Annotated in this window: 24 protein-coding genes and 1 pseudogene; 13 read left to right on the top strand and 12 right to left on the bottom strand. The window is 57.2% G+C overall.

The genetic code is table 11. The annotated features are described in order from the left end of the window. Positions 1-6 precede the first annotated feature (6 nt). The 3 genes from AC0V8S_RS24500 to AC0V8S_RS24510 form a co-directional block, all read right to left on the bottom strand. Complete coding sequence (locus tag AC0V8S_RS24500; protein ID WP_475433922.1) at positions 7-585, bottom strand: ABC transporter permease; 579 nt, start codon at positions 583-585, stop codon at positions 7-9. Further along, a complete protein-coding gene (locus AC0V8S_RS24505; RefSeq protein WP_475433923.1) occupies positions 518-958 on the bottom strand; it encodes an ABC transporter permease family protein in 441 nt (146 codons plus the stop codon). Before AC0V8S_RS24505 ends, AC0V8S_RS24500 begins: the two co-directional genes overlap by 68 nt. A 162-nt stretch (positions 959-1,120) precedes the next feature. After that, positions 1,121-2,983 carry a CocE/NonD family hydrolase gene (locus AC0V8S_RS24510; RefSeq protein WP_475433925.1) on the bottom strand — a complete coding sequence of 621 codons (1,863 nt, stop codon included), beginning with the start codon at positions 2,981-2,983 and terminating at the stop codon, positions 1,121-1,123. Between the two features lie 650 nt (positions 2,984-3,633). Between AC0V8S_RS24510 and AC0V8S_RS24515 the strand changes: the two genes are divergently transcribed. The 5 genes from AC0V8S_RS24515 to AC0V8S_RS24535 all read left to right on the top strand — a co-directional run bounded on the left by AC0V8S_RS24515 (position 3,634) and on the right by AC0V8S_RS24535 (position 8,032). Continuing rightward, entirely contained in the window at positions 3,634-4,872 is a 1,239-nt protein-coding gene (locus AC0V8S_RS24515; protein WP_475433926.1) for an ATP-grasp domain-containing protein, read from the top strand. A 573-nt stretch (positions 4,873-5,445) separates the two neighbouring features. Further along, positions 5,446-6,117 (top strand): methyltransferase, encoded by a 672-nt coding sequence (locus AC0V8S_RS24520; RefSeq protein WP_475433928.1) that lies wholly within the window; start codon positions 5,446-5,448, stop codon positions 6,115-6,117. A 164-nt stretch (positions 6,118-6,281) separates the two neighbouring features. Continuing rightward, positions 6,282-7,007 (top strand): D-alanine--D-alanine ligase family protein, encoded by a 726-nt coding sequence (locus tag AC0V8S_RS24525; RefSeq protein WP_475438765.1) that lies wholly within the window; start codon positions 6,282-6,284, stop codon positions 7,005-7,007. Continuing rightward, a complete protein-coding gene (locus AC0V8S_RS24530; RefSeq protein ID WP_475433930.1) occupies positions 6,908-7,381 on the top strand; it encodes a D-alanine--D-alanine ligase family protein in 474 nt (157 codons plus the stop codon). Before AC0V8S_RS24525 ends, AC0V8S_RS24530 begins: the two co-directional genes overlap by 100 nt. Before the next feature lie 18 nt (positions 7,382-7,399). After that, positions 7,400-8,032, top strand: a complete 633-nt coding sequence (locus AC0V8S_RS24535) for a class I SAM-dependent methyltransferase (RefSeq protein ID WP_475433931.1) — start codon at positions 7,400-7,402, stop codon at positions 8,030-8,032. Between the two features lie 452 nt (positions 8,033-8,484). Here AC0V8S_RS24535 and amaB read toward each other — a convergent pair. The 3 genes and pseudogenes from amaB to AC0V8S_RS24550 form a co-directional block, all read right to left on the bottom strand. Next, positions 8,485-10,040 (bottom strand): annotated as a pseudogene (gene amaB / locus AC0V8S_RS24540) (L-piperidine-6-carboxylate dehydrogenase). Positions 10,041-10,188: 148 nt separating this feature from the next. Next, entirely contained in the window at positions 10,189-11,595 is a 1,407-nt protein-coding gene (gene hglS / locus AC0V8S_RS24545) for a 2-oxoadipate dioxygenase/decarboxylase HglS (RefSeq protein WP_475438692.1), read from the bottom strand. 356 nt (positions 11,596-11,951) lie between these two features. Further along, the gene (locus AC0V8S_RS24550) at positions 11,952-13,067 is read right to left on the bottom strand and encodes a saccharopine dehydrogenase family protein (protein ID WP_475433932.1); all 1,116 of its coding nucleotides are present in this window, start codon (positions 13,065-13,067) and stop codon (positions 11,952-11,954) included. Between the two features lie 125 nt (positions 13,068-13,192). Between AC0V8S_RS24550 and AC0V8S_RS24555 the strand changes: the two genes are divergently transcribed. Together AC0V8S_RS24555 and AC0V8S_RS24560 are read left to right on the top strand one after the other, a co-directional pair. After that, complete coding sequence (locus tag AC0V8S_RS24555; RefSeq protein ID WP_475433934.1) at positions 13,193-13,624, top strand: Lrp/AsnC family transcriptional regulator; 432 nt, start codon at positions 13,193-13,195, stop codon at positions 13,622-13,624. A 177-nt stretch (positions 13,625-13,801) separates the two neighbouring features. Beyond that, positions 13,802-14,713, top strand: a complete 912-nt coding sequence (locus tag AC0V8S_RS24560; protein ID WP_475433935.1) for a LysR substrate-binding domain-containing protein — start codon at positions 13,802-13,804, stop codon at positions 14,711-14,713. Between the two features lie 132 nt (positions 14,714-14,845). On the opposite strand, the gene AC0V8S_RS24565 is transcribed toward AC0V8S_RS24560, so the two are convergent. Continuing rightward, entirely contained in the window at positions 14,846-15,130 is a 285-nt protein-coding gene (locus tag AC0V8S_RS24565; protein WP_475433936.1) for a hypothetical protein, read from the bottom strand. A gap of 49 nt (positions 15,131-15,179) precedes the next feature. Between AC0V8S_RS24565 and AC0V8S_RS24570 the strand changes: the two genes are divergently transcribed. After that, positions 15,180-15,620, top strand: coding sequence for a Ros/MucR family transcriptional regulator (locus AC0V8S_RS24570; protein WP_475433937.1), 441 nt, complete (start codon positions 15,180-15,182; stop codon positions 15,618-15,620). 67 nt (positions 15,621-15,687) lie between these two features. Here the strand turns inward: AC0V8S_RS24570 and AC0V8S_RS24575 are convergent, their stop codons facing one another. Continuing rightward, positions 15,688-16,044, bottom strand: coding sequence for a DUF2958 domain-containing protein (locus AC0V8S_RS24575; RefSeq protein WP_475433939.1), 357 nt, complete (start codon positions 16,042-16,044; stop codon positions 15,688-15,690). A gap of 9 nt (positions 16,045-16,053) precedes the next feature. Next, positions 16,054-16,263, bottom strand: a complete 210-nt coding sequence (locus AC0V8S_RS24580) for a hypothetical protein (protein ID WP_475433940.1) — start codon at positions 16,261-16,263, stop codon at positions 16,054-16,056. 393 nt (positions 16,264-16,656) lie between these two features. Between AC0V8S_RS24580 and AC0V8S_RS24585 the strand changes: the two genes are divergently transcribed. Continuing rightward, complete coding sequence (locus AC0V8S_RS24585; protein ID WP_475433942.1) at positions 16,657-16,854, top strand: hypothetical protein; 198 nt, start codon at positions 16,657-16,659, stop codon at positions 16,852-16,854. 343 nt (positions 16,855-17,197) lie between these two features. On the opposite strand, the gene AC0V8S_RS24590 is transcribed toward AC0V8S_RS24585, so the two are convergent. Further along, positions 17,198-17,704, bottom strand: a complete 507-nt coding sequence (locus tag AC0V8S_RS24590) for a helix-turn-helix domain-containing protein (protein ID WP_475433944.1) — start codon at positions 17,702-17,704, stop codon at positions 17,198-17,200. A gap of 209 nt (positions 17,705-17,913) precedes the next feature. Then, on the bottom strand, positions 17,914-18,435 hold the full coding sequence (locus tag AC0V8S_RS24595; RefSeq protein WP_475433946.1) for a hypothetical protein: 522 nt from the start codon (positions 18,433-18,435) through the stop codon (positions 17,914-17,916). A gap of 331 nt (positions 18,436-18,766) precedes the next feature. Here AC0V8S_RS24595 and AC0V8S_RS24600 point away from each other — a divergent pair, with 331 nt between their 5' ends. Both AC0V8S_RS24600 and AC0V8S_RS24605 read left to right on the top strand, forming a co-directional pair. Next, entirely contained in the window at positions 18,767-20,764 is a 1,998-nt protein-coding gene (locus AC0V8S_RS24600) for a phospholipase D-like domain-containing protein (RefSeq protein WP_475433948.1), read from the top strand. A gap of 635 nt (positions 20,765-21,399) precedes the next feature. Then, positions 21,400-21,615, top strand: a complete 216-nt coding sequence (locus AC0V8S_RS24605) for a hypothetical protein (RefSeq protein ID WP_475433949.1) — start codon at positions 21,400-21,402, stop codon at positions 21,613-21,615. 183 nt (positions 21,616-21,798) lie between these two features. Here the strand turns inward: AC0V8S_RS24605 and AC0V8S_RS24610 are convergent, their stop codons facing one another. Then, a complete protein-coding gene (locus AC0V8S_RS24610; RefSeq protein ID WP_475433951.1) occupies positions 21,799-22,056 on the bottom strand; it encodes a DNA methyltransferase in 258 nt (85 codons plus the stop codon). Positions 22,057-22,133: 77 nt separating this feature from the next. Between AC0V8S_RS24610 and AC0V8S_RS24615 the strand changes: the two genes are divergently transcribed. Beyond that, positions 22,134-22,979, top strand: a complete 846-nt coding sequence (locus AC0V8S_RS24615) for a hypothetical protein (protein WP_475433953.1) — start codon at positions 22,134-22,136, stop codon at positions 22,977-22,979. Next, positions 22,972-23,307 (top strand): hypothetical protein, encoded by a 336-nt coding sequence (locus AC0V8S_RS24620; protein WP_475433955.1) that lies wholly within the window; start codon positions 22,972-22,974, stop codon positions 23,305-23,307. The genes AC0V8S_RS24615 and AC0V8S_RS24620 overlap by 8 nt, the downstream gene beginning before the upstream one ends. The last annotated feature ends 220 nt before the right edge of the window (positions 23,308-23,527 follow it).

The raw sequence follows: 23,527 nt of genomic DNA on the forward strand, positions 1-23,527 counted from the left end.
CTGTAGTCATCTGCGGTTCCTCCGCAGGCGAGGGTCGACAGCGATATTGAGCAGGTCGGCTAGGAGATTGAAAACGACCACCGCGAGAGCCGTGAGCAGCGCGATGCCCTGCACGACTGGAAGATCCCGCGTGCCCATGGCCTGAAGCAGTTGGGCTCCAAGTCCGGGCAGGGCAAAGACCGTCTCGACGGTCACCGCACCACTCACCAGAATCCCAGTATTGAACCCGACCAGCGTGATTACCGGCAACAATGCGTTAGGAAGCACGTGACAAAACACCACGCGGTACCGAGGAACACCACGTGTGCGGGCCGCTTCGACGAATGGCTGCCCCAGTGCATCCAGCGCAGCCAGACGCACGGTGCGCGCGATCAGCGGTCCCAAATACAGCGAGAGGGCGACGGCAGGAAGCCACAGATACTTGAGGTTCGCAGGCCACCACCCAGCCCAACCACCAGCCGGGGCAAGCCCGAACCGCAGCGCGACGACGTACAAGACGATAAGACCGGCCATAAAACTAGGCAATGCCAGCAGGACGGTCGTGCCCAGCCGTCCCAGCAGGTCTGGCCCCGAGCGGCGCACCATCGCAAGCCACAACCCAAGAGGGACCCCCCCCGAGCAGCGAGAAGACAATCGCCATGGCCGCGAGGCTCCCCGTCACCACCAACGACGGACCAATCAGCGACGAAACCTCCTGCCCTCGATATGCGAATGATGTGCCAAGATCGCCCCGCAGCAATCTGCCCAACGCTCCTGCAACCTGTTGCAACACCGGCCGATCAATGCCGAGTTCGTGGCGCAGCGCGCTCAACGACTCGGTTGATGCCCTGTTACCAAGCATCGTTTGCGCCGGATCACCCGGCACCACCCGCACAAGCAGATTTGTACCGAGGGTTACGAACAACGCCACGATCCCGATCTGCAAAGCTCGCACCGCAAAGGCACGAAACATCATCATTTTCTTACTCCTTTATGGAAGTCTTGCTTCTCGGAATGTCGTAATCCGCCTCGTGCCGATTCGGCGGCTGGAGAGCGCGTCCCATCGTTCTGCTAGACCAGACTGCGTGCCCGCCCCTCCCTTAGCAGTCACGGCGTTCGTGGATGCAAAGTCACGCCACTGTTACGTCGGAGTATCCCCGACAGGGACAACTGGCAGAACGATTCGGGAGGGATTTCCCGTCTCATGGAATACCATCTGCTCAGCGACAACGTAGCTGGTGTCCCCGCCCTTCTGCAGACCGGTGTTAGGATTCGGGTCAAACCACGGGAAACTGCTGCTCGTGATTTCCAGTCGGATGCGGTGCCCCCTCTTGAAAAGGTGGCCCATCGACCAAAGATCGATCTTGTACTCGTACACTTCGCCAGGGACGATGAGTTCCTGCCTTGCAGAAGAGTTTCGATATCTGGCCCTAATATTTCCTGTTGCAAGAAGCGTCGCGTAACCGCTTGGTTCAACGTCAACTAGGTGTGCAACAAAGTCCGTATCCGGCGCGCTCGAAGCTGCGTAGATGTGGGCAAATATCTGCCCGACCACGTGTAGGTCGCGCTCAAGCGGCGCGCCAGTGTACACAAGCACGTCGTCGCGCCGCTCGACTGGCCGACGATCGAGCGGCCCCGAGACATTCGGCTTCAAACCAGTCCAATTCCCACCCCCTATCGTGGGGACTGGATCGGCCGGGTCATAGACGAACCGGTCGTATGGCTCCGCTGCTGGCTTCACCTCGCTGAGCTGGCCGTTTCCGAAGAGGCTGTTGGCCTGGCCTCCACTGTGGAGATAGAAGTTGGCACTGACCGCGTCCCGTACTGGCCACGAGGTATCCGCACGCCAGCGGTTCATACCGGAAATGAAGACGTGCACAGGCGGCTCCTCGAGCACACCATTATCGATGCCTTTGAGCCAGTAGTCGAACCACCGGAGCTCGACTGCGTGGAGATCCAACTCAGCGTCTACCCCGTAGTCCAGGTCACCAACTCGGGAATGTGTCCAATTATGGGTCCACGGGCCCACTATGAGATGGTGGGTGCTTCGCAGTTCTTCAGGACCGTAGGCCACCATACCGAGATAGTTATTGATCGTACCCTGCAGGTCGCAGTCGTACCAACCTGTGATGTTCAGGGTCGGGACATGAACTTTCGGATAATTCCCGGCGGTGATCTCCCCAGCGTGGTATCGAGCGCCGGGGCTCCCGAGACGCCAATAGTCATCATTGTCGGGATGAGCAAAGAAGTCGCTCCAGAGCTGTGACTTCTTCCCGAGCAAGGCCTCATCTATCGTCCGAAGCGGTAGATGCCGATAAATCCGGTCCCAGTCGATGAACTTGTTCCAAAGGTCGTCTTCGTTCGTCCGCCGTTCGCCAATGACCATCAGCATGATCGCTTGGCTCAACAAGAGGCAACCAGCCCTGTTTATGTTATGGAAATGGTCATCGGCGCTGCCCATCGGGACGATCGTTTTCAGGTACCGACTGCCGAGCATCGCACCCATCCATTGCACCGTGGCGAGATACGACACTCCGGTCATTGCAACCGCGCCCGACGACCATGATTGCGTCCCCAGCCACTCGATGCAGTCGTGAACGTCGTGGCCGTCGTGGCCGCCCTTGTGCCAGTCTTTAGAAAAGAAGAGATACGGCTCTCCCTCTGAACCGTATCGTCCTCTGGCACTTACGGCAACGAAGACATAGCCTCGCGGAACGAAGTAATTCGCACGACCTATACTATCTGACATTGGTGTGTCCGGCAGGGACGTACTGTGGCCGTACGGAGTAAATACCAGGATGACAGGGAACTGCCCTTCCGCTTTGGGCCGCCAGATATTCCCTCGGAGATGAATGCCATCGCGCATGGGGATGTCTACCTGATAGTGGAAATGCACATCGTATTCCGGCTGGGAAAGAGCGTGGGTCCATGTGCCGCTGCTATCGATGAACCACGCGCGGGAAGCTTCGCAGCGGCGAAGTTTGACCCGGTCGATCTGCGACATCGTTGCCTCCCCGTTCAAATTTCCAGCCGAATCCAGAGGCGGGGCCGGCGTGAACCTGCCCAACGACCAACGCTTCGTCCTTTTTGTCTGGGAAGTGTGCGAACGACGTCGCTCACCACCTTCGGCTACTTCCACTCCCGCCCGCTAACGATTTCACAAAACCTTTGTCTGGCGAAATATCTTTTCGCAGCGTCTTAATTTATTCTTGATATATTGCATGATCGAGAACATGTGACCCGACTAGCGCCGCGGGTGGATGCATTGGTGGCTTCAAGGCGACGCCTGCGAGCGGCTTTGCCTTTGCCCATCTTCTTTCCGCAAGCCCCCCTCCAAGGAGACCGCGCGGCTCCCCGGCTCGATCGATTTTCCCGCGGGTCTGTAGTTGAAAAAACCGGCACCAGGGCCAGCCCTACACGCCAGTGATGATCCTCCTAGGCCAATCATAGTGGTCACAGCCTGACCAGCAGTTCGCCAATGGTCCTGTCTAGTTCAGCCTTTGCAACAAAATGTAAAAGAGACTTTACAGAAGATTCACACCGCAAACGACCGTCAGTGGTAGTCTTACTAAAGTCTAACGACTGCTGCGGTTAGAAGCGGGTAAGGCCGACTCACCTCATGACGGCACACGACGCAACGGAGAGTTTATACCCATGCCAACACGAGCGCTCATCCTGATTGAAGGCCATTCAAGGGGTAACGGTCTGCGATACGTTCAAGCAGCCCGAGGTCTTGGTCTTCATCCAATCACTCTGTCGACTGATCCAACTAGGTACGACTACCTTGCAACAGAAAGGAGTGAGGCAATCCAAGTCCATACAGACGATCTCGATATGCTGATCGGCGAATGTTCCCGGCTGCGTTCCTCGTATGACATTGCTGGCATTACCGGCTTTTCGGGCGACGACGAGTCGGTGTATGGGACGGTCGCCAAGCTCTGCCGGCATTTTGATCTGCCGGGGCCAAACCCGGCATCTGTTGAACGATGCTACGACAAATGCGTCCAACGTCAGCTGCTGGCGGAGGCCGGAGTTCCAGTTCCTGCTTTCCGCGTCGCAACGAATGCAACGGACGTAGAAAGCGCTGCCGCGGCGGTTGGCCTGCCTGTAGTCCTTAAGCCTGCCTTCGGCATCGGCAGCATTGGTGTTCGACTTTGCAGCAACATAGACGAGTTAGCTGACCATAAGACCTATCTATTTGGCGGCAGACACATAGGGCGGTCCCCGACGAGGATACTGGTCGAAGAATTCGCACAAGGCCCGTATTATTGCGCCAATATGATGGGAGATCAGGTCATCGGGATTGCCGCAGCCGATTTTGGCCCTCCGCCACATTTCGTTTACCGCGAGACGACCTTTCCGGCTGTGCTGACCGACGACGAGCATAAGCGTATCACCGATGTTTCGCGGAGCTGTCTGCGAGCTCTCGACCTAGGTTGGGGGCCAACAAACATTGAACTCCGGTGGACGAAGCGCGGGCCAGTCGTCATTGAAGTCAATCCCCGTCTTGCTGGCGCCCCGGATCCTCAGCTGGTCCAACTGGCTTACGGTGTCGATCTCATCACCGAACACATCAAGCTTACCATCGGCGAGGAGTGGAATTTGCATAGAAGGCATTCCCACACTGCGGCATCTCGAAACTTGGTGCCCGATCGTGACGGCACCCTCGATTGGACCGGTGGGGAAACTGAGGCGGCTGCTGTGCCAGGTGTAGCCGAAGTAAAACTGTACGTTAGATCCAGGACGCCGATCGTGCGGAAAGGCGATTTCCGAGACCTTATCGGGCGGGTTGTCGTGACCTCGCCCAGTCATGCTCGGACCGAGGCGATACTTCAGCGCGCCGTTGACTTGATCGACTGGTCGATCACACCATTTCCAGTCCTCAACGAATGAGAAATGGTATAGGTTTCGGCGAGTCCGGGCATGGGGTGTGACCATTCGGCCGCGGGCCTTGCCGCCGTCATTGTCCCATGCATTCTTCCTGTTAGCGGCAACGAGATTTTCTAGTCGACGCGGTGGTCCGGGCTAGGTACAGGCATTCTATTTGCGGTGCGCTTTGGTGACACCTGCCCGCCTTCAAGAGCAAGTCGGTCTGCCCCCCTCACGCCCCTGCCTTCACCGACCAAGGACGCGCCGCATCGTTTCGCTGTTTTCCGTTGGCGTAGTCAAATCTCCGCACAGCGTCCCACGATCGCCCCCCCGATTCAACTACGCGATGCCGGATACAGATACTGCGGGACTACACATTCACCCTTCCCCGCAACAATTCATAACAAATGTAACACACGCTGCTCAAATATACACAATCCTTTAACTTGACACTAACGCGCATTCACTTAAAACTCAACTTCATGCACGCACTAGAGCAAGCTACGATGAACAGATTGGCTCCTTGATACCGCAGCCCCACAGAACGATCATTAACCGGTCGCGGTGTTCATTGTGCCTTCTAGAAAGAGCCGGAGTATGACGGAACTTAACCAGATAAGAGCGAGGCTCAAAGTCAGCCAAGAGCAAAGTTTTCCGCTGTACATCAAGGAATTTGGTCTGGATTTGGTCGTAAATGAGGGAGTCTTTTCCCCTCAAGAATTCCAAAATTGGCGTTGGCTTGCTGAGAATTTTCCTCCTGTAGATGGCAAGAGCGTCCTGGAAATCGGTTGCGGCTTCGGCCTCCCAGGACTGCACCTCGCGAAACTCGGCGCGATGTCACTTCTCTCGTGCGACATCGATCCCAAGGCCGTGGCGAACACGCTAGAAAATGTCGCAAGGAATGGAATCCAGAATGCAGAAGTAATACAAAGCGATATATTTACAAATATCCCCAGACACCGAATGTTTGACTTCATCTTTTGGAACTATCCATCGATTTATGCACCGGACACTTACGTGTATAGAGACGATCTCGAACGAGGAGCTGTCGATCCCGGTTATAAATTGCTCAACCGCTTTCTATCGGAAGGTCCAGAATTCCTCACAGAGTCAGGTAGCATCCTTCTAGGCTTCGCCAGCAGCGGGCGCGACGATCTTCTCTCGGAAGCTGTGGCCGCAAACGATCTCTCCTGCGTGCTTCTTGGGTCCGGTACCTACCCCAATGCGAAGCAGGTCTACAGAATGTTCGCAATCCGCAAAAGAGTGTGAGCGAATGACGTCACAACCGCCCTGTCGCGCCGGAAGAACCACGAGTGCGCTCCTACCACGCTCAGTATTCACATACCTCGTGGATGGTAGGCAGAGAGTTTCGGCAAGATCGCCCACGCGTTAATAATTCGACAAAGCTCTATCAGCAGGTAAGGGAAACGAACATGACTCTTGAAGTTTCATTCCTTTTCGGTGGGATTTCGACGGAGTACGATGGGTCCGTCTCATCGTTAGAAAATATCGTCTCCTCATACCTGGACCTCAACGATACTGCACGGCCATTTTCTATAAGGAATTTGTACCATGTCAGTCGAGACGATGGCCTCGTTCGTGCAATTCCATTTGATGGCACCTTTACCGTCGCAGATTTCCAAGCCTATATGTCAGATATTAGCAGCCTTTCTGGAGGTACACAGCTCTCGAGTTTTAATACCGTTTTCTCCCGCGATGAATACGTTGTGAATTTGTTACACGGACAGTTTGGCGAAGACGGAGGAGCTCAAACGCTTGCGGCGCTGTTAGGTCTAAGGGGCACGTTCGGTGACCCACACGTTGCATCGTTGACTATGAATAAGTACGCGATGTCATCGTTCGTGTCTTCGTTATTTCCGGATGAAAGCGTGAGAATACCGAAGACGGTTTTGCTAACATCCAGAAACGAATGCAATTGGCAGAAGCTAGTAAGGTCGATTCAAGGTCCGATTGTGGTAAAACCGAATTCACTTGGTTCGTCGTTATTTGCTGAACTTTTCTTGAGCCCGCACGATCTGAGGGCGAAATCACCGCTCTTTTGCGGACTATTTTTACCTACGATAACGCTGTCTTGGTCCAGGAATTCGTTCCTGGTGACGAGTACACGTGCGGATGCTTGGTTAGCTCGTCCGATGTGATAACGCTGCCAATTGTCAAAATTGACGCTGAGAAGCAATTTTGCGGACGAGATCAGAAGTATTTTGGGAACATAGCAAAAAAAACTATGGTCGGCACAGACGACGAAATTTCGGTGAGACTCAAATCTGCGGCGGGAATTATTACTTCTTCGATGCCATTCTACAACATGGTGCGGTTCGATTTCCGAGTGACCGATGAGTCGGAGGTTTGGTTTTTAGAATGTAATTATATACCGGGATTGGGAAAAGATGGCTCATTTGAATTGATGCTTCGCGACTATGGCATGACTGTAATCGATTTGATTCCTTGGATCGTCGGCAACTCATCTCCCTTTGTGAAGTCAAACCATTTCATAAACTACGAGTGTCTCTGATCAGAGAGGAGGTGGAGAATGAATGACAGCTTCAGCTATGGAGAAAATTGGGCCCCAATATATGGCAAGTTCACTACAATTCGGGGAAAGGCTGCCGAAGCAGACGAGACAGTTGCCTTTCTAGAGAGATACTCCAGCGGAGGGTCTGCTCTTGAGCTTGGTATTGGCGACGGGCGCGTGGCGGTGCCGTTGAGCGAGCGCGGCGTCAGGGTCGAAGGGATCGACAATTCGGACAGGATGTTGAAACTTCTCGCCAAACGCGCCAGTCAGATCAGGGCTTGGAAGGGCGACATCGCCAATTTCAGATCAGGCAAACGTTACGATCTGGTCTTTTGTGTTTTTAACACGCTCACGCTGCTTTTTACGCGCGAAGAGCAAATAGCTTGCCTCCGATCTGCCGCGGAGGCCCTGAATGCCGAAGGGGTTCTGGTGGTGGAATTGGGCGTGCCGGCCTTCGATGGTTTCACCGACGGCGAAAAAACTACCACAGTGTTCGTGGATCATGAGAATACCATTCTTAATGCACACGTGCATGAATCGGTGAATCAGAACTTGGTTTCAACCCTTCTCTGGTTTTCTGGCACGTCGGTCAGACGTTTGCCCTATCGCGTTCGCTACGTTTATCATCAGGAACTCGATACCATGGCCTAAAGCGTAGGGCTCCAGCTGGCGGAGCGTTGGGGAGACTGGACGAATGGTCCGTTCACCGAAGCGTCCAAACGCCATGTCTCAGTTTACCGCCGAGCCCGCCCGTAGGTCGGTGCTTCCAGTCCGTGCTCGATATATTTGCGCACTCCTTCTGCGCTCTGGTGCCCACCCATTGACCTGTCATTAGACCGAGCGGCAGATCGTGCCTAGACGCTGGCCCTTCGTCACTGCGCAGGCGGAGGCCGGCGCGGCTGCGTTGCGGACGTCGCCGGCTGCAACACGTCTTCAATTCCGGATTGACGTCGGTTCTACCGTCTCAGAATGGATATCGCCCTGCCGGTGGGGAGGGAGGACACCGGCAGGGCGCGCCGCCATACGTCGCGACCGTCTGGCGGCATGACATCGGCGCCAAGATATGGCTTAATATGGCAACCCTCTTTGCTGCAATTCCCTCCCTACCCGACTTCGAACGTCACGCCCTGGGCGAGCGGCAGGCTGCGGCCGTAGTTGATGGTATTGGTGGCCCGGCGCATATACGCTTTCCAAGCGTCGGAGCCGGATTCGCGGCCCCCGCCAGTTTCCTTTTCGCCGCCGAACGCGCCACCGATTTCAGCGCCGGAGGGGCCGATGTTCACATTGGCGATGCCGCAGTCGGAACCTCGCGCAGAAGAAAAGTCTCCGCCTCGCGCAGATCATTGGTGAAGATCGACGACGACAGGCCTTGCGGGACGCCGTTGTGCAACCGCAGTGCCTCATCGAAATCGCTGTAACGGATTACATAGAGGATCGGGGCAAAGGTCTCTTTTTCAACCGACCCGGTCTGCTCGGCGATCTCGACAAGCGCAGGGCGGACATAATAAGCGTCCTCGCCGAAGCCGGAATCGACCCGCCCGCCGCCGAAGACCTTGCCATCAGCGGCCTTCGCCTCGGAAAGCGCCGCCTGCTGCGCGTCGTAGGCTGCCTTGTCAATCAAGGGGCCGATGAGGTTTCCCGATTCGAGGGGGTTACCGACGGATACGGAGCCGTAAGCCTTCTTCAGCCGAGGGATGAAGCTGTCATAGATGCTGTCATGCACGAACAAGCGCCGCAGCGAAGTGCAGCGTTGCCCGGCCGTACCCATCGCTGCGAAGGCGACGCCGCGCAGGGTTAGGTCCAGATCCGCGGTGGCGGTGACGATTGCAGCATTATTTCCACCCAGCTCCAGGATTGAGCGGCCGAAGCGGGAGGCGACACGGGGGCCGACGGCGCGGCCCATCGCCGTCGAGCCGGTGGCGGAGATCAGTGGCACCTTCGGGTGGTCGACCAGCACCTCGCCGATATCGCGGGCGCCGATCAGGACGCTCGACAGACCCTGCGGGACGCTCCCTCCTTCCTCCTGGAAGCGTTTGACCGCACGGTTGAGCAGCGCCTGAGCCGCCAGCGCACTCAGCGGCGTCTTCTCCGACGGCTTCCAGACGATGGAGTTTCCGCAGACCAGCGCAAGCGCCGCGTTCCACGACCAGACGGCGACTGGGAAGTTGAATGCCGAGATGATGCCGGTGACACCGAGCGGATGCCAGGTTTCCATCATCCGGTGCTCGGCACGCTCGGTAGCGATCGTCAGGCCGTATAGTTGGCGCGACAACCCGACGGCGAAGTCGCAGATGTCGATCATCTCCTGGACCTCGCCCAAGCCTTCCGAAGGAATCTTGCCAACTTCGATCGACACGAGGCGTCCGAGGTCGTGCTTGGCCAGCCGCAGCTCCTCGCCAAGCAGGCGGATCAGTTCACCGCGCTTTGGCGCAGGTATCGATCGCCATTCGAGAAATGCCAAATGGGCTTTTTCAATGGCTTCCTCGGCGGCTGCCGTATCGACTGTCTTCACTCGCGCTAGCGTCTCACCCGAGATGGGTGATCTCACGGCGAGCTCGCCATCGCTCAGGGCGGCGACCTCGACCCCACAACGGGCGAGGATCGCGGCCACCTCGCCGGCGAGGGAGGGATCGATAATCTGGGTGGCGTGGGAAGTCATGGTGTTTCCTTCAGGTGTCAGGGATGCAGTGTCGCCAACCATCGCGACGACAGGTGGTCGGCCTTCCATTGGGCGACGGATCGTGGATTGGCTGTCTTTTTGCCTCCAAGAATCCCAGAGGCGCCCTGCCCGATCCGCCGCGCTTTCATCATGGCGCTTTGCGTGCTGCTTTGCTCAGTTGCGCCAATGCCTCGTCGATCGAGTCCTGTTGCGCCTTGGCGTAGAGGTCGAGCTCATTGACGATCTTCGCTCCCAAGCCTTGTTCGAAGGCGTCCCGATTGGAGCATTCCAAAGAGTTCTGCTGCTCGTCGGTACCGAGATTCGACTGGAAGATTCCCGCGGCGCTGACCGGCAGAAAATCCTCATAGACGATCGGATCGAAATGCAAATGGCCGCTCGCGACGAGTTCATCGACTGATGGCAGGATCTCCTTCCGTGCAGCGGCTGCAAGGCCTTTCCGAGTCGGTGCGTAGCGAAAATAGGCGAGCCCCTGCTCGCGCAGTGCGCCCCAACTGTCGGGAAACTCCTTGAACCGCTCTGTCAGGCGGCTCTCGTAGGTACCGGCATGAGAGCCTGCCACGCCAACCTGCACCTCGCGGCGAACCAAGGCCAGTAGCCTGTCATAGAGCTTGCGCCCCTTCGGAGTGAGCGCCACGCCGCGCTGCTCGATTTCGCCGAACCGGGCCGTGTGCCTGCCCTCAACCGGGGCCCCGTCTGCGGCTTTGAATTCGATCCGCTCCTCAAGCGCCTTGAAGCTGGTCTGGCGAAGCAGGATCGGACACTCGCGACGTGGCGGGCCCTCGATGACCGCCTTGGGGGTGATGCCGCGTTTGGGCATACCTAGCTGCACCGCGTCGATGTCGAGCGTGCGCGGCGTCAGATGATTGATATGCGGTCCGCGGAAACTCACCACGTCGGCAATCAGCCGGTGAGCGCCGTGCAGCTTGTTGTAGGTGGCAAGCGTCACGGTGGCGTCGCTATGCCAGCGGAAGGTCTCCAGAACCTCGCGCACGAACTCCTCGGCCTCAGCCTGTTCAAGGCCGCCCTCGGCTTCGAAGACCTCTACGAGTTCAAGTGCGCGCGGGGTGAAGATCTGTCGCTGCGCCAGTATGCGCGCCGCCAGTTTGCGCAGCGCTTCGTCCTCGATCAGCTCGAGGCGAAGAAGCGAGGTGAAAACGCGGAACGGATTGTTTCGCAACGCATCGTCGTCGACGGGGCGGAAGGCCGTGGAATGCACCGGCACGCCAGCGACCGATAGATCGTAGTAGCCGACCGGATGCATGCCGAGCACCGCGAAGATGCGGCGGATGTTGAAGAGTTCTTCCGGCGTGCCGAGGCGAATGGCGCCGTGACGCTCGACACTCAGCCGATCCAGCTCATCGTTCCGGCGCAACGCCTGTTCCAGCTCTGGGTCACTCGCCAACGTTGCAGTGTTGACGTCGGTCACCAGCCCAATGAGGGTGCCATACTGCGGCACCTCAGTGCGGTACATCTCCGACATGGCATTCGAAAACAGCGCTCGGATATCGTCGGCATGGACCGTCATTGAAGACATCCTGAGCGACTTTATCTGAGCATGCATGGTCATCCGGACCTCCTGAATGCCAACGGGGACGAGGAAGCAGCTGCCGCTTGCACAGCTTGTGTCATCTGCATGCGATCAAACCATTCTTCTGCCGGCTTCGATATCGACATCTATTCAGAAGTTCATTCCGATTTGGAATGAATACGAATTGAAACGGCTTGATTTAGGCCATGCAATTTCAGATTGACCCTGGGTGCACGGCATTTCGCGCCGCGAACTCCCATGGCCTTGCATGGCCGCTGGCGCGGGGAAACACCCAGCGCTTGTCGTTTTCCGAACTTCGCCGGTCGCGGAAACTGCCGCCGATCGCCACGGGAACCGCCTGCTCATGCGGCAACCGTGCCGCTGTGGCCCTTCACCGCCTCGCCCTGTCGATAGTAAACGCCGAAGCGGTTTCCTAGAAACGCGTCGAGTTCAATGTCTTCCTGGCGGATGAAGCCTTGGACCGGGATCTCACCGTCGGCAAGCAGATCCAGAACTGCGCAGATGCTGGACGCGGTCGTAATCTGGATCGCACTCGTAACGCGCCCGCCGATCTCCGCGCTGTAAATCTTGTTCGCGTATGTTTCCTGGATCAAGCGACCGCTTCTGCGCCCGGAAACGGTCACGAAAACAATCACGACGTCCTGTAGCGTCGTAGGCAGGCTATGTTCGAGTATGTCCTTGAGCACATCGCGCCGGTGCCGTAGCCCCAAGTCGTGCAAAAGCGCCTTCATGATAGCGGCATGGCCGGGATAGCGTATGGTTCGATAGTTGAGCGTGTTGACCTTGCCCTTCAGGGTTTCGCATAGCGTTCCGAGGCCCCCGGAGGTGTTGAAGGCCTCATAGGTCACGCCGTCGAGCGAGAATTCTTCGCGTTCTTCCAGCGCTGGCACTTCGACGAGTTCGCCGTTGACGACGGCCTCGCAGGGTTGGATGTACTCGTTGATGACCCCGTCAGTGCTCCAAGTGAGGTTGTAGTTCAGGGCGTTGCTCGGGAACTGCGGGAGTGCGCCGACGCGCAGCCGTACGCTATCGAGGCTGTCAAACTTGCGCGCAAGGTCGCTCGCCACGATCGAAATGAAACCTGGCGCTAGACCGCATTGCGGAATGAATGCGCCCTTGGCTGTCTTGGCGATCTGTTTTACCTGCCGGGTGGACTCTACGTCCTCGGTGAGGTCGAGATAATGCACCCCAGCTTTGGCAGCGGCAGTGGCGATTGCCACGGTGAGCTGGAAAGGCGCCGCGCTTAGAACCGCAAATTTGCCGGACAGTTGCGCATACAAGGCCTCTTCATCGCTAATATCGAGGTACGCCGTCGAAAGCGCGGGACCACCTTCAATCTCCGCCAATTGTTCGACACTGCGGTCAACCACCGTCACATGATAGTCCCCCGTATCGGCGAGCAGCCGAGCGATCGTGGAGCCGATCTTTCCTGATCCGATGACGACAACGTCTTTCATTGTTTTCTCCTGCAACGCACCCATGTCCGACGGTCATGCTCTCAGATCGTGCGGTTGATTTGCAGCGTTAAATTTTATAAAATTCCTATTTGTATTGGGCACATCGCAGGAGGCAATCTAGCAACATGCAGGTTTCGGCAAAAGATCGCCAACTTCTGATGCTGCTTGCGGAAGACGCGCGTACGCCCATCTCCGGACTCGCGCGAAGGTTGGGCTTGTCGCGTACGACTGTTCAGGCGCGGCTCGACCGTCTTGAACAGGAAGGGGTCATCGCCGGATATGGCGTGCGCCTTTCAGATGCTTATGAGCACGGCCTAGTTCGGGCTTATGTCATGATCGTCCTTAGGTCTAAGGCGCTCGGCCCGGTCGTTCGAGCGCTTCGTGCCCTTCCGGAAGTAATGTCCGTCCATTCGGTCAGTGGGGCCTTTGACCTAATTGCAGACGTAGCTGCGTCGTCGATCAGCGAACTTGATAGAACTATCGACGTGATCGGCGAGGTCGATGGGGTCGAGAAAACGCAGTCGTCGATCGTGCTGTCGACGCGTTTCCAACGATAGGCGTGCACGAGTTGGATGGATGCAGTGTCGCGGCCGTTCGGACCGGCCAGCTTATGGTTGAGGCAAAGCCCAGTCACCACGAGTGCCCTGATCGCTGCCCGTTGAAATGAACCGGGCGAACGTAATAGATACGCCCTACGAGTTCCTCCTCATAGAAGGTGTAAGCCTGTGCACTCGGTGGGTCACCACAATCTGCCCTCTTATGCCCTGTTGCGTAGCTTTGAATGCGCTGCACGGCACGAAAGCTTTACCCAGGCGGCGGAAGAGCTTCATCTCACGCAAAGCGCAGTTAGTCGACAAGTCAAAGAACTTGAAGACATGATCGGCGCGACATTGTTCAGACGGGTTGGACGACGCGTTGTACTAACCGAGGCCGGCAGGCGTTTTGCGGTGGATCTGGCAATCGATCTCGAGAACCTCAGGCAATCGGTCGTACGAGCGATTGCCGTCGGAGAGCGAATTTCGACCTTGCGTATCGGCATCCTCCCAACATTCGCCAGTCGTTGGCTGATCCCGAGGTTGGCGACCTTTCTCAACGATCATCCCAACATCGAGATCCGGCTGGAGACCCGCACCCTGCCGTTCGATCTCACGCGAGAGCGCTTCGATGTCGCGATCCATTTCGGAAAGGCCGACTGGCCGGACGCACGTATGACCAAGTTGTTCGATGAGGAAATGGTGCCGGTTGCATCCCCCAAATTTCGCGATACGCACATGGTAACGGAACCTGCTCGCCTGCTGGAGTCTCCGCTTCTGCATCTCATCACCCGCGAAAGCGCCTGGGTTGACTGGTTTGCAATGAACGGAACCAGCGACAAGCGGCTGCTGAGCGGCCGACATTTCGATCAGTTTTCCATGATCATCTCGGCAGCGGTGGCCTCTCTCGGCGCCGCCCTTCTACCGAAATATCTAATAGAAACAGAGCTTGAGGATGGAATTCTGATCCCGCTAAGCGACATGCCTTTGAAGACGCAAAACAGCTATTTTGTGGTCAGCGCGGCAGGTGACGTAAACCCGCAGGTAAACGCATTTACGCGCTGGCTAATGTCGGCCGCACGGCGCCCCCGGATGACAATCACACACCAATAGGGGCGCCTATCGCAGGCCAAGTGGAGAACACTGAAATGAGACGTGACGTGCTTCGGTGCAAAGCTGGTTCTGAAATTTTGAAGAATTTGGAACGAGGCGCCGACGGCGATGTAGAGGTCGGTCAGCCCCCGGTCAGACGAGGACGTCTGTAGCTGCAGCAATGGCTTTATTAGGCTTTAGCGATCTATATTCCATGATATCCCGGTTCGCATAATCCAGACCCCGCGTTTGGCGCCCTAGACTGTCGTCAATCGAGGCGATTTCAACATTCTCTGGCCTTATACCAACCGGGAGGCCGGTTTGCCGTCCATACGCTTTGCCGTCAAACGAAAGTTCGTTTTTTGCCGCTACGTCATACTGAAATGCCAAATATCCGGCTTGATCAGGGAAATCCCAAATGGCATAGGTTGGGCGCATATCGTCTCTTTGACGGATATGAGAATGTGGTGATTGAAGGAGCACGTTGATGCCCGGGGAACCAAACAATAATATGATTGAACTTACTGCCGATATCGTTGCCGCCTATGTCCAAAAGAACGCGGTTCCAGTGTCCGGATTGCCGGATTTGATCGCGAGCGTGAATTCGGCATTGTCGAATATTAGCCCGCCATCTCCAATAGCAGAACCCCCGCCGAAGCCAGCAGTTAACCCCAAAAGGTCGGTGTTTCCGGACTACATCGTCAGCCTCGAGGACGGTAAGAAATACAAGTCACTTAAGCGCCATCTTGCGACCAGTCATGGGCTGACGCCTGATGAATACCGGGGAAGATGGGGTTTGCCGAAAGACTATCCCATGGTTGCGCCAAGTTATTCGGCGACCCGTTCGGCTTTGGCCAAGTCGCTAGGCTTGGGACGGAAGCCAGCTCTGGCCAAGAAACCTGCGACCAAACGCAAGGCCAGGGCCTGAGGTCTGGTCGCTATCGCCCTCGACACTCAACGCCATCCCGAAGGATGGCGTTGAGCACTGACGGGTGTTACGCCCGGATGCGGCCGAGGCGGTGAGCCTCGCTGGCATAGGCCGACAGCGGCTTGTCCGGCTTGAAATACAGGTCACGCTCGACCGGCAAGCCCAGGCGGCCACGAACGGCAGTGAGCTCCGAGAGGCTCAGGCTACCTATCTCCGGGCAGCCAAGCCCAAGGTCACAAAGACCAAATGCGAGGTCCGGGTCCTCCGGGTCGATTTCTGTCAGGAGCCAGGTCGCGCCGGCATCCGGCGTAAACAGCTTAACGACCGGGACGAAGTCAATTTCCTGCCCTGCGCCTCGGAGAAGTTGCTGCTGGCGACCATTCGCCAGCAGCTTCTCCCGCAGCTCTTGTGTCAAGATCTGCATGGCGGCCTCCTACTCGTCAGCCTTGGGCGTGCGGAGGACGACCCGCCCATCGATGGGCAGAGCGTCGAGGAGGAGCGTACCGCCCTCGCCGTCGTCGTGGGCGAAGAAGGAGCCGATGCGTATCCAGAAGCCCTTCTGGCCTTCCTTGCCGTCACGCACGGTGTAGGCTTGGTAGAGCGGCGATTTCGCCTCGGGCTTGGTGTTGCGGTTGTTGGTCATGGTCTTTTCCTTTGGTTGATGGTTTCTGTCCCGGAGGACGGTTCCAAAGGAGACGGCGCTCAAAGCGGGCTTGTCCCCAACCCGGGAGCGCAGCGAATGGAGCGGGCAGGAACGGGACAAGACGGCTGCGCCGGCTAGAAGGGAACGTCATCGGCTCCGGGCAGACCAGCAACGGAAAAGGCGACTGCCAACAGCATGGCACCGAGTGTGATGGCCGGGGTCGTCCTCACGATCATTCCCGTGGTGACGGCGATGGTCCGGTTGTTGGACCCTCATTCGTTCGACTCGCGAAATGCGCGGTAAGGCGTATGATCCCCAGATCGCCCGTACCAAAAAAAGGGCATTGCGGAGGCTTGGGCGTTGGAGCATCCGCCTATGTCCAGGAGCCTGACAATGTCACGCGCCAAGGTGTCTGCATTCGATTGCGAAATCCTGCGTAACGCCCTCCGCCGTGCGATCACCGAAGGGGAAATCCCAGAAAGCCAGTCGCGGGAATACGCCGCCCAAATGATCCGAGATTTCACCGGCGACGATGAGGTTGACCCGGACCTGCTGGAGTGGATCGTGCGGGAGCAGCCAGGCGCGTCCTAAAAGACGGCACTGCAAGCCGCGATGTCACGGCTGTCACCGTCGAGAAGCCCTTGGCTCTGACGCGAGAATGACCACACGTCCGCGCCGTCGCTCTGGAGCACCGTGCAAAGTGACCCGAGCTACGAAGCTTTGCGAGCAGGATGATGGCCGTTCCGCGGTGGTCAACCCTCGCTTGCTCTCTTAGTCTAAGCGCCATCCAGTACATCGCGATACAGCCGGGCTGCTTATTGGTAGCCGCTGTCGGCGGGGTCGATGCTGCGACTGCCGGCGTAACCGATGATCAACCGTGCCCGAGGCATTGAGGACGACCGCGACGTAGATCCAAAGGGTTGGCAGTGCGACGTTACGCTTGAGGAGAGGGGTCGCAAGCAATCTGGTCTTCGAACAGAAATGTCGTGGGATCCAGACATAGCGATTTAGCGATGCCAGCAATTGTATCGACACTGATATTTCCAGCGCCGCGTTCCAACTTCGCGAACGTCATCTCCGAGACGCCAATCAACTCTGCCATCTGATAGCACAGAAGGTCTCGGCGCTCGCGCTCACCATTGATAATGGCGCCAAGACGCCTCCGGATTGCTTGGTCTCCAAGCTCATGAACCCAGGGCTCGATATCGGTTTTGGCTGTCAACAACGTCGCAATGGAGATCCGAAGAGAACGGGCCATCATGTCAAGGGTACGCAAGGTGATATTGTTTTTACGCCGAGCAGTTTTGATATAGGTCCGGTAGGCGAGACCCTTACCAGGCGAAGTATGAAACAACTGCGCCATGTCTTGGTGACGAAGCCGCCTTTGTCGGCGTTCGGCCTTGAGAACCTTCGCAATGTTGGCGCGAAGCGGGTTGTCCACTTCGCCCTTTCCATTTCGCCTCATAAATCGATGCGTGCGCACAATTTGCCTGTCGCTCGGCCCTTTTGCCCTGACGTTATAGCCCATAGTAAAATGACAGCCAACATAGCCAGAACCCCTGTCATTTCCGACCGCGGCGTGCATACGGCAGCCTTGGCGCGGCGCCCCTGCTCCGCTAGCACACCATGCTTGCCAGTGTGTGAGCGCGGTCACCCATCACCGTCGAGAAGCCCTTGGCTCTGACGCGAGAATGACCAGACATCTGCGCCATCGTTCTGCAACACCCAGATGCTGTCGAAATCCTCGTCCGGCCAAGATTCTGGGGCGATACCCGCGCCACCGACGAGCGCAGCCGCCAGGCTCGGAATCGATTCGTGCTGCCAGCTTACCAACACAGGTGTTGGGGCTGTGCGGATGGCTTCTGCAGCCAGCGCCTCTTGGCCCTTCGAATACGTGACATCAGGTTGAAGACCGAGGCGTCTCGCCAGTGGCGTGATTGTTTGACTGGGCCGTTTGCTCCGGGTTCCGGAGCCATCTTTTTTGATCATGCCCGACGCAACAATCGTTGCCGGTTTTTCCATAGGCGCAGGCGGCTTAGAAAAGAGTGAGCAAAGCCCACCCGCGCGTTGCCAGCCACGCACTGTCAACGATGCGGGATCACTTGCGCCCTGTTCCGTAACTCCAAGATCGGCGCCATCGAGAATCGGCTTCTCGGCATGCCTAATGATCATGACAAGCCTACTTGGCATCGTCCGCCCCCATATTTCCGTACCACCCTCTGGCGCTACTCGGCGCCCATATTACGGCCGCAAGCGTCCGCACGGCAAGGTCGCGCGCTTGATCCCTAACAATATCAGTCTAAAATAATTCTCGCAGCTAGACTTTACTTTGGCAGTTTATTCTGAAGAATAACACTCTTGGTGCGCTGACGGCCGGAACTTTAAAGGTTTTCGGCCTTCTTTATACATTAGCCGTCTCATAAAATCGAGCCGGCTGGGTGGCAGTACGATTGGCGGTAGGTCAGATCGCTGGATCAGGTCGTTGTTCTTTTTGGGGGATGAGATGGTGCAGATCGTCAAGGCAACTGCAATCGTCAACAATGAAGTTGCGTTTCTTGCGTGGCAGACCAACCCCGACCCGATTCCTGATTGCCTGGGCTTCCACATTGTTCGGGAATATCTCGATGCCACTGGTCTGGTAACCGCCGAGCGCCCGCTTGCCGCCTATGTCGCCTTTGAAGGGCAGTCGAACCCGGACTGGCAGGCGCAGAACACAACCGTATGGCCGGTTCAGAAGTTTAACTGGCGTGATCTCACGCTGCGGCGACACCGTGACAAGTTGGGTCTCCGGCCCGAAAATGAGCGGCTACGATACCGTATCCGCCCGGTAGGTAGCTTGCGCGATGGCCTCGAGGAAGTGGTGCCCGTCCCCGAAAGCCATTGGGACGCAAAAACCAAACAGCGCGTCGAGCATCATTATCAGGGCGCACCTGTCCGGCTCGGCTATCTGGCTCCTGCGGCATTCACCAACATTGTTGAGGCTAGCCGCCGCTTAGGACCGTTCGTCTCCACCTTTACCAACGGTATTCTGTCGAGCCAGTTCCTGATCCGCATGCTCGAAGAGAATGATGGCAAAGTTGGGCGCAACGAACTTGAAGTTCGTCTGCGCGATCCAAATGACGCCCTGCGACGCTACCTGGCCGGCGACGTCCCGACGACGATAACCGAGTTCCTGAGCCGAGCAGGCGGGCAATTTCATGCCGCCCTCTACGAGCTGGAGGACCGGCAGTTGCTCGACCTCCTTGTCGCGGCGGCACCCCGGATGCAGCTGATCCTGTCCGATGCCGGGTCCAGCGACACCAAGGACAAGGTTACCAAGAAGGTCATCCATACCGACTACGATACGAGAAACAAAGCAGCTCGCGCGGCGTTGCGCGCGATAGCGGATGCGCCTGGAGCGACCTTCCGTATGCAGGACCGGCTGTTTAACGGCAGCGGCCACATCGGCCACAACAAATTCGTCGTCTGGTCGGATGACCAGGGAACACCCCAAGCCGTGCTCACCGGCTCGACCAACTGGACGTGGAGTGGCATCTCCGGCCAGAGCAACAATTGCATCGTCATCGAAGACACGAACGTGGCGCGCGCATACCTCGACTACTGGCAACGCCTGTTCGATCATCCCTTGCCGCAGCCCGCGCAAACGGGGGATGCCAACACCGCCGCCGACCAGGGCGATATCGTGAAGGACGCCGACCGTACTCCGGTGACCGGCAATCTCGCTAACGGTGCTGCTTTCGAATGTTGGTTCTCGCCGAACGTTCCGGGTGCCGAACAGCCGCCTTCGGCGCGCGCCAAGCGTCAACTGCCACCTCCACCGGACATGGACCGTCTCTTCTCGCTGATGCGCCGTGCGCACCGTATGATTTTGTTCGCTGTGTTTTTGCCGTCCAAAGGCGGGGTGCACTCGATCATCTCGCAAGCGATCGACCTCGGTTTGGCGGATACCAGCCTGGAGGTGGTCGGTGCGGTCTCCGATCCATTGGCTTGGGGCTACCAGCCTTCAGGCACCGGCCCAGATGGAAAGCCTTTGGTGCCGAGTTCGCCCTTCATCATCCAGCAGGGCGGCGTCAATGTCGTGCGCGCAACCGCGCTCACCGACAAGGATATCGGCCGCGAACTCGGCAATTTCGTCAACAAGGAAATTTTGAGCGCGGGCAAGGCGATTATCCACGACAAGATCCTGGTGATTGACCCGCTTGACCCGGTGAATTGCGTGGTCGCGTTTGGCAGCCACAACCTCGGTTATAAGGCCTCCTACTCCAACGACGAAAACCTGGTAATCGTGCAGCGCGATCCCGCGCTTGCCCAAGCGTATGCGACGCATGTCCTCGACGTATTCGATCATTACCGCTTCCGTGCAGCTGAGGCAGAGAAGTCGGCCGAACTGCAGCGGGCGGGCGTCGCCGCATCGTCAAGCCCGACCGATGGCTTCCTGAGCATTGACGACAATTGGCAGACCAAGGCGGATCGGCGGATTTCGGCCTATTTTGCGAAATAAGTGCGCGGCATGGTGCAGGGCCGACAGAAACTCTGCTTGGGGGCAGCATCATGTTTCGGATCGTGGCCGCCTTGCTGATCGCCGGCGTTCTGATGCCGGCGCAACTCGGGTCGATCATCAACCGACCGGATGCGCCGATATGTCGCCGAGCGACAGGAAAATGCCCCTCCCCCAACCACCACGTCGACCTTGTAGTCGAGCCGGTCCAGACAGCGAACCAGCCTGTCTATTGGCCGATCTGGCAAGCCGCTTACTCGAGCGCCGTTCAGACTGTCTGCCATCCACGCGATCGAACTCTACCTGACCGCGCTTTTGCTCCACCGCGGGCACAATCCCAATCAGATCCGCAAAATGCACCACGGCGCTAGTCGGCGCCCATATTACGGCCGCAAGCATCCGCACGGCAAGGTCGCGCGCTTGATCCGTAACAATATCGGCGTAAAATAATTGTCGCAGCTAGACTTTACTTTGGCATTTTCTTCTGAAGAATGGCAGTCTTGGTGCGCTGAGGGCCGGAACTGAAAGGTTTTCGGCCTTCTTTATAGATTAGCCGTCTCATAAAATCGAGCGCGCTCGGACTGGCTGGATCTAAGAACAAGAAGCAGACCCAAGCCCTAGCCTCTTGGAGTGTGGCAATGACCCGGGATGAAGCCAGAGCCGCGATACTCCGGCAGGTAAAAAGCCTGCCGGCACCGCCGTCTGCCACGACGTTGGATGTCGTGATGACGGCACTCGATGAGGTGAAAAGCGACGAGGAATACGTGCGGAGCGCCAAGACCTTTCTGGCGGCGCTCCAATTCGTCGAATATGTGCAGACCGGGATTAGGCCGAATACTGACACCGTGCATTAGCTGAAAGCCTTCCGAAGCTCATCTGGCCGGGCGGGGAGCGCGAGGGGCGGGCCAGGGGCGCCCTCGCCTGGCCTCGGCCGGTTCGATACCGGGACGGTAGGCAATGACCTCGTCCACCGGATGCATCGGCTCGCGCTGGTCGTTCTCGGCCAGCGAAATCTCGGTGTCGCTGCCTTCCTCGCGCTAGCGCTCTAGCCGCCGAGATGCCGTTTCGGCATGGCGGGCATCCAACTCGATGCCCAGCCAGTTGCGGCCGCAGTCCTGCGCAGCAACAAGCGTGGAACCCGACACGCAAAACGGGTCGAGTACCAAGCCACCCTCAGGGCAGAACGCCTTGCCGACGCAGCGGCTCAACGGGCTTTTCCGTAGGATGGAGGCGATTGCCGGTGTATTGCCACGGCAACCCGATGGAAACGATCGGGGTGCATTCAAAATCTCCATTGTGACCTTGATAGAAATCTCTATGCTGAACCGAATGCACACTTAATCTGTCAATCATTTCTGACTCGGGGGTGGCAATGGCTGAAACGGACATCCAAAATCCGGCCTCTCCAAAGATTCAGGATCCTGGCGAGGGGAGTTCGACAGCAGACGCTACGGAAAATATTGATACTGTACAGGCCGATCTTCGCAGGACCGGCGCTGGTGACAATTCTGGCGTCGACGGTATCGGCGCGACATCAGCAACCACATCTATAGGCACGGGAGTCCCGGTACAAAGCCAAGCAATTTTGGCATTGCGAACAAGAGAAGACTTCCGGTTTAAGGTCAACACCGTCAAATGGTTCGGTGGCCTTTGCGCCATAGCTCTAATCGGAATGATCGGACTTGGCTTCTGGTACCTCGACAGAATGGTCGAAGCGTCGCAAGCCTATAAATCAGAGATGGATTTCAGTAAGATTTTGTCGACGTCACCCGTTAACAATGACACAGTGTTGCTTGGGCTTGAACATGACGGACTAGGTATGCGCAACAAGCGCGCGATTTCTGCCCTCTACATGAGGGCCTACACTCAATTCCTCGCTCTTATCGCCGGTACAGTTTTATCTCTTTTGGGAGCGGTCTTCGTCCTTGCTCGTGTTGACAGCGTAGCAACGACAAGTGACGCAACGATTGGCGGCATGAAGTGGGCGCTGTCGTCCAGTTCACCGGGAATTATCGTCGCGATCGTGGGTGCGGTACTTATCGGTGGCGTCGTTTACCTCGCGAGCGACGCCATCCAAGTTTTCGATGCTCCAGTCTTTCTCGGCCGCGGCGCTCAAGCCGCATCTCTTCCAGATGGCACATTCGAGTCACCTGATTTCCAGGAGTCCATGAAACAGAGTTTAAAGAGACTTCACGAAGGGGATCAACACCATGATTAGGAACGTCATATCAGTAGCGGTCTTCCTTTCGATCAGCAGCTCTTGCCAGACCATGGCAGACCCGCTCGAAGACGCATACAAACTTGGCTACAAAAAGGGATATGCTGACGCAGCATCTATATTTATTGGCGGCCCGTCTGGCAATACTATCATGAAAACATTGCCCGGACCTGAATTTAAGACCATCATTGTACCTCCAAGCGGAACGAAATTCGACATTGGCAGCGACAGCGCAGTCGCTATCGTTCCTCACAATTCCTTAAATGCGTTTAAACAGAAACTTGGAAATGACTTCATTATAGACAATAAGATACTACTAAATAATTGATGGCGCCGGGTTCTGATTCCGGCGCAACTCGGGTCGATCATCAAACGACTGGCGGCGCCGATACCGTGGCGGCGATTCCTCCCCAACAGGAAAAACCACCGGCATACCCGGTCGACCGTGATCACCAGACGACGCCCTGGATAAGGAACGCCGGGATCGATACCCAACATGTGCTGCACCATCTCTTCTTCGCTGGCACTATCGGCGCATGCGTCGATGA

This window comes from Mesorhizobium oxytropidicola, from assembly GCF_056174625.1.

Coding starts and splice junctions, on each gene's coding strand:
- AC0V8S_RS24575 (WP_475433939.1), bottom strand. CDS start 16,044: ATGCAGATCTTGACACAAGAGCTGCGGGAGAAGCTGCTGGCGAATGGT.
- AC0V8S_RS24510 (WP_475433925.1), bottom strand. CDS start 2,983: ATGTCGCAGATCGACCGGGTCAAACTTCGCCGCTGCGAAGCTTCCCGC.
- AC0V8S_RS24580 (WP_475433940.1), bottom strand. CDS start 16,263: ATGACCAACAACCGCAACACCAAGCCCGAGGCGAAATCGCCGCTCTAC.
- AC0V8S_RS24565 (WP_475433936.1), bottom strand. CDS start 15,130: ATGCGCCCAACCTATGCCATTTGGGATTTCCCTGATCAAGCCGGATAT.
- AC0V8S_RS24600 (WP_475433948.1), top strand. CDS start 18,767: ATGGTGCAGATCGTCAAGGCAACTGCAATCGTCAACAATGAAGTTGCG.
- AC0V8S_RS24585 (WP_475433942.1), top strand. CDS start 16,657: ATGTCACGCGCCAAGGTGTCTGCATTCGATTGCGAAATCCTGCGTAAC.
- AC0V8S_RS24555 (WP_475433934.1), top strand. CDS start 13,193: ATGCAGGTTTCGGCAAAAGATCGCCAACTTCTGATGCTGCTTGCGGAA.
- AC0V8S_RS24535 (WP_475433931.1), top strand. CDS start 7,400: ATGAATGACAGCTTCAGCTATGGAGAAAATTGGGCCCCAATATATGGC.
- AC0V8S_RS24505 (WP_475433923.1), bottom strand. CDS start 958: ATGATGATGTTTCGTGCCTTTGCGGTGCGAGCTTTGCAGATCGGGATC.
- AC0V8S_RS24520 (WP_475433928.1), top strand. CDS start 5,446: ATGACGGAACTTAACCAGATAAGAGCGAGGCTCAAAGTCAGCCAAGAG.
- AC0V8S_RS24525 (WP_475438765.1), top strand. CDS start 6,282: ATGACTCTTGAAGTTTCATTCCTTTTCGGTGGGATTTCGACGGAGTAC.
- AC0V8S_RS24500 (WP_475433922.1), bottom strand. CDS start 585: ATGGTGCGCCGCTCGGGGCCAGACCTGCTGGGACGGCTGGGCACGACC.
- AC0V8S_RS24605 (WP_475433949.1), top strand. CDS start 21,400: ATGACCCGGGATGAAGCCAGAGCCGCGATACTCCGGCAGGTAAAAAGC.
- AC0V8S_RS24570 (WP_475433937.1), top strand. CDS start 15,180: ATGCCCGGGGAACCAAACAATAATATGATTGAACTTACTGCCGATATC.
- AC0V8S_RS24620 (WP_475433955.1), top strand. CDS start 22,972: ATGATTAGGAACGTCATATCAGTAGCGGTCTTCCTTTCGATCAGCAGC.
- AC0V8S_RS24615 (WP_475433953.1), top strand. CDS start 22,134: ATGGCTGAAACGGACATCCAAAATCCGGCCTCTCCAAAGATTCAGGAT.
- AC0V8S_RS24515 (WP_475433926.1), top strand. CDS start 3,634: ATGCCAACACGAGCGCTCATCCTGATTGAAGGCCATTCAAGGGGTAAC.
- AC0V8S_RS24550 (WP_475433932.1), bottom strand. CDS start 13,067: ATGAAAGACGTTGTCGTCATCGGATCAGGAAAGATCGGCTCCACGATC.
- hglS (WP_475438692.1), bottom strand. CDS start 11,595: ATGTCTTCAATGACGGTCCATGCCGACGATATCCGAGCGCTGTTTTCG.
- AC0V8S_RS24610 (WP_475433951.1), bottom strand. CDS start 22,056: ATGGAGATTTTGAATGCACCCCGATCGTTTCCATCGGGTTGCCGTGGC.
- AC0V8S_RS24595 (WP_475433946.1), bottom strand. CDS start 18,435: ATGATCATTAGGCATGCCGAGAAGCCGATTCTCGATGGCGCCGATCTT.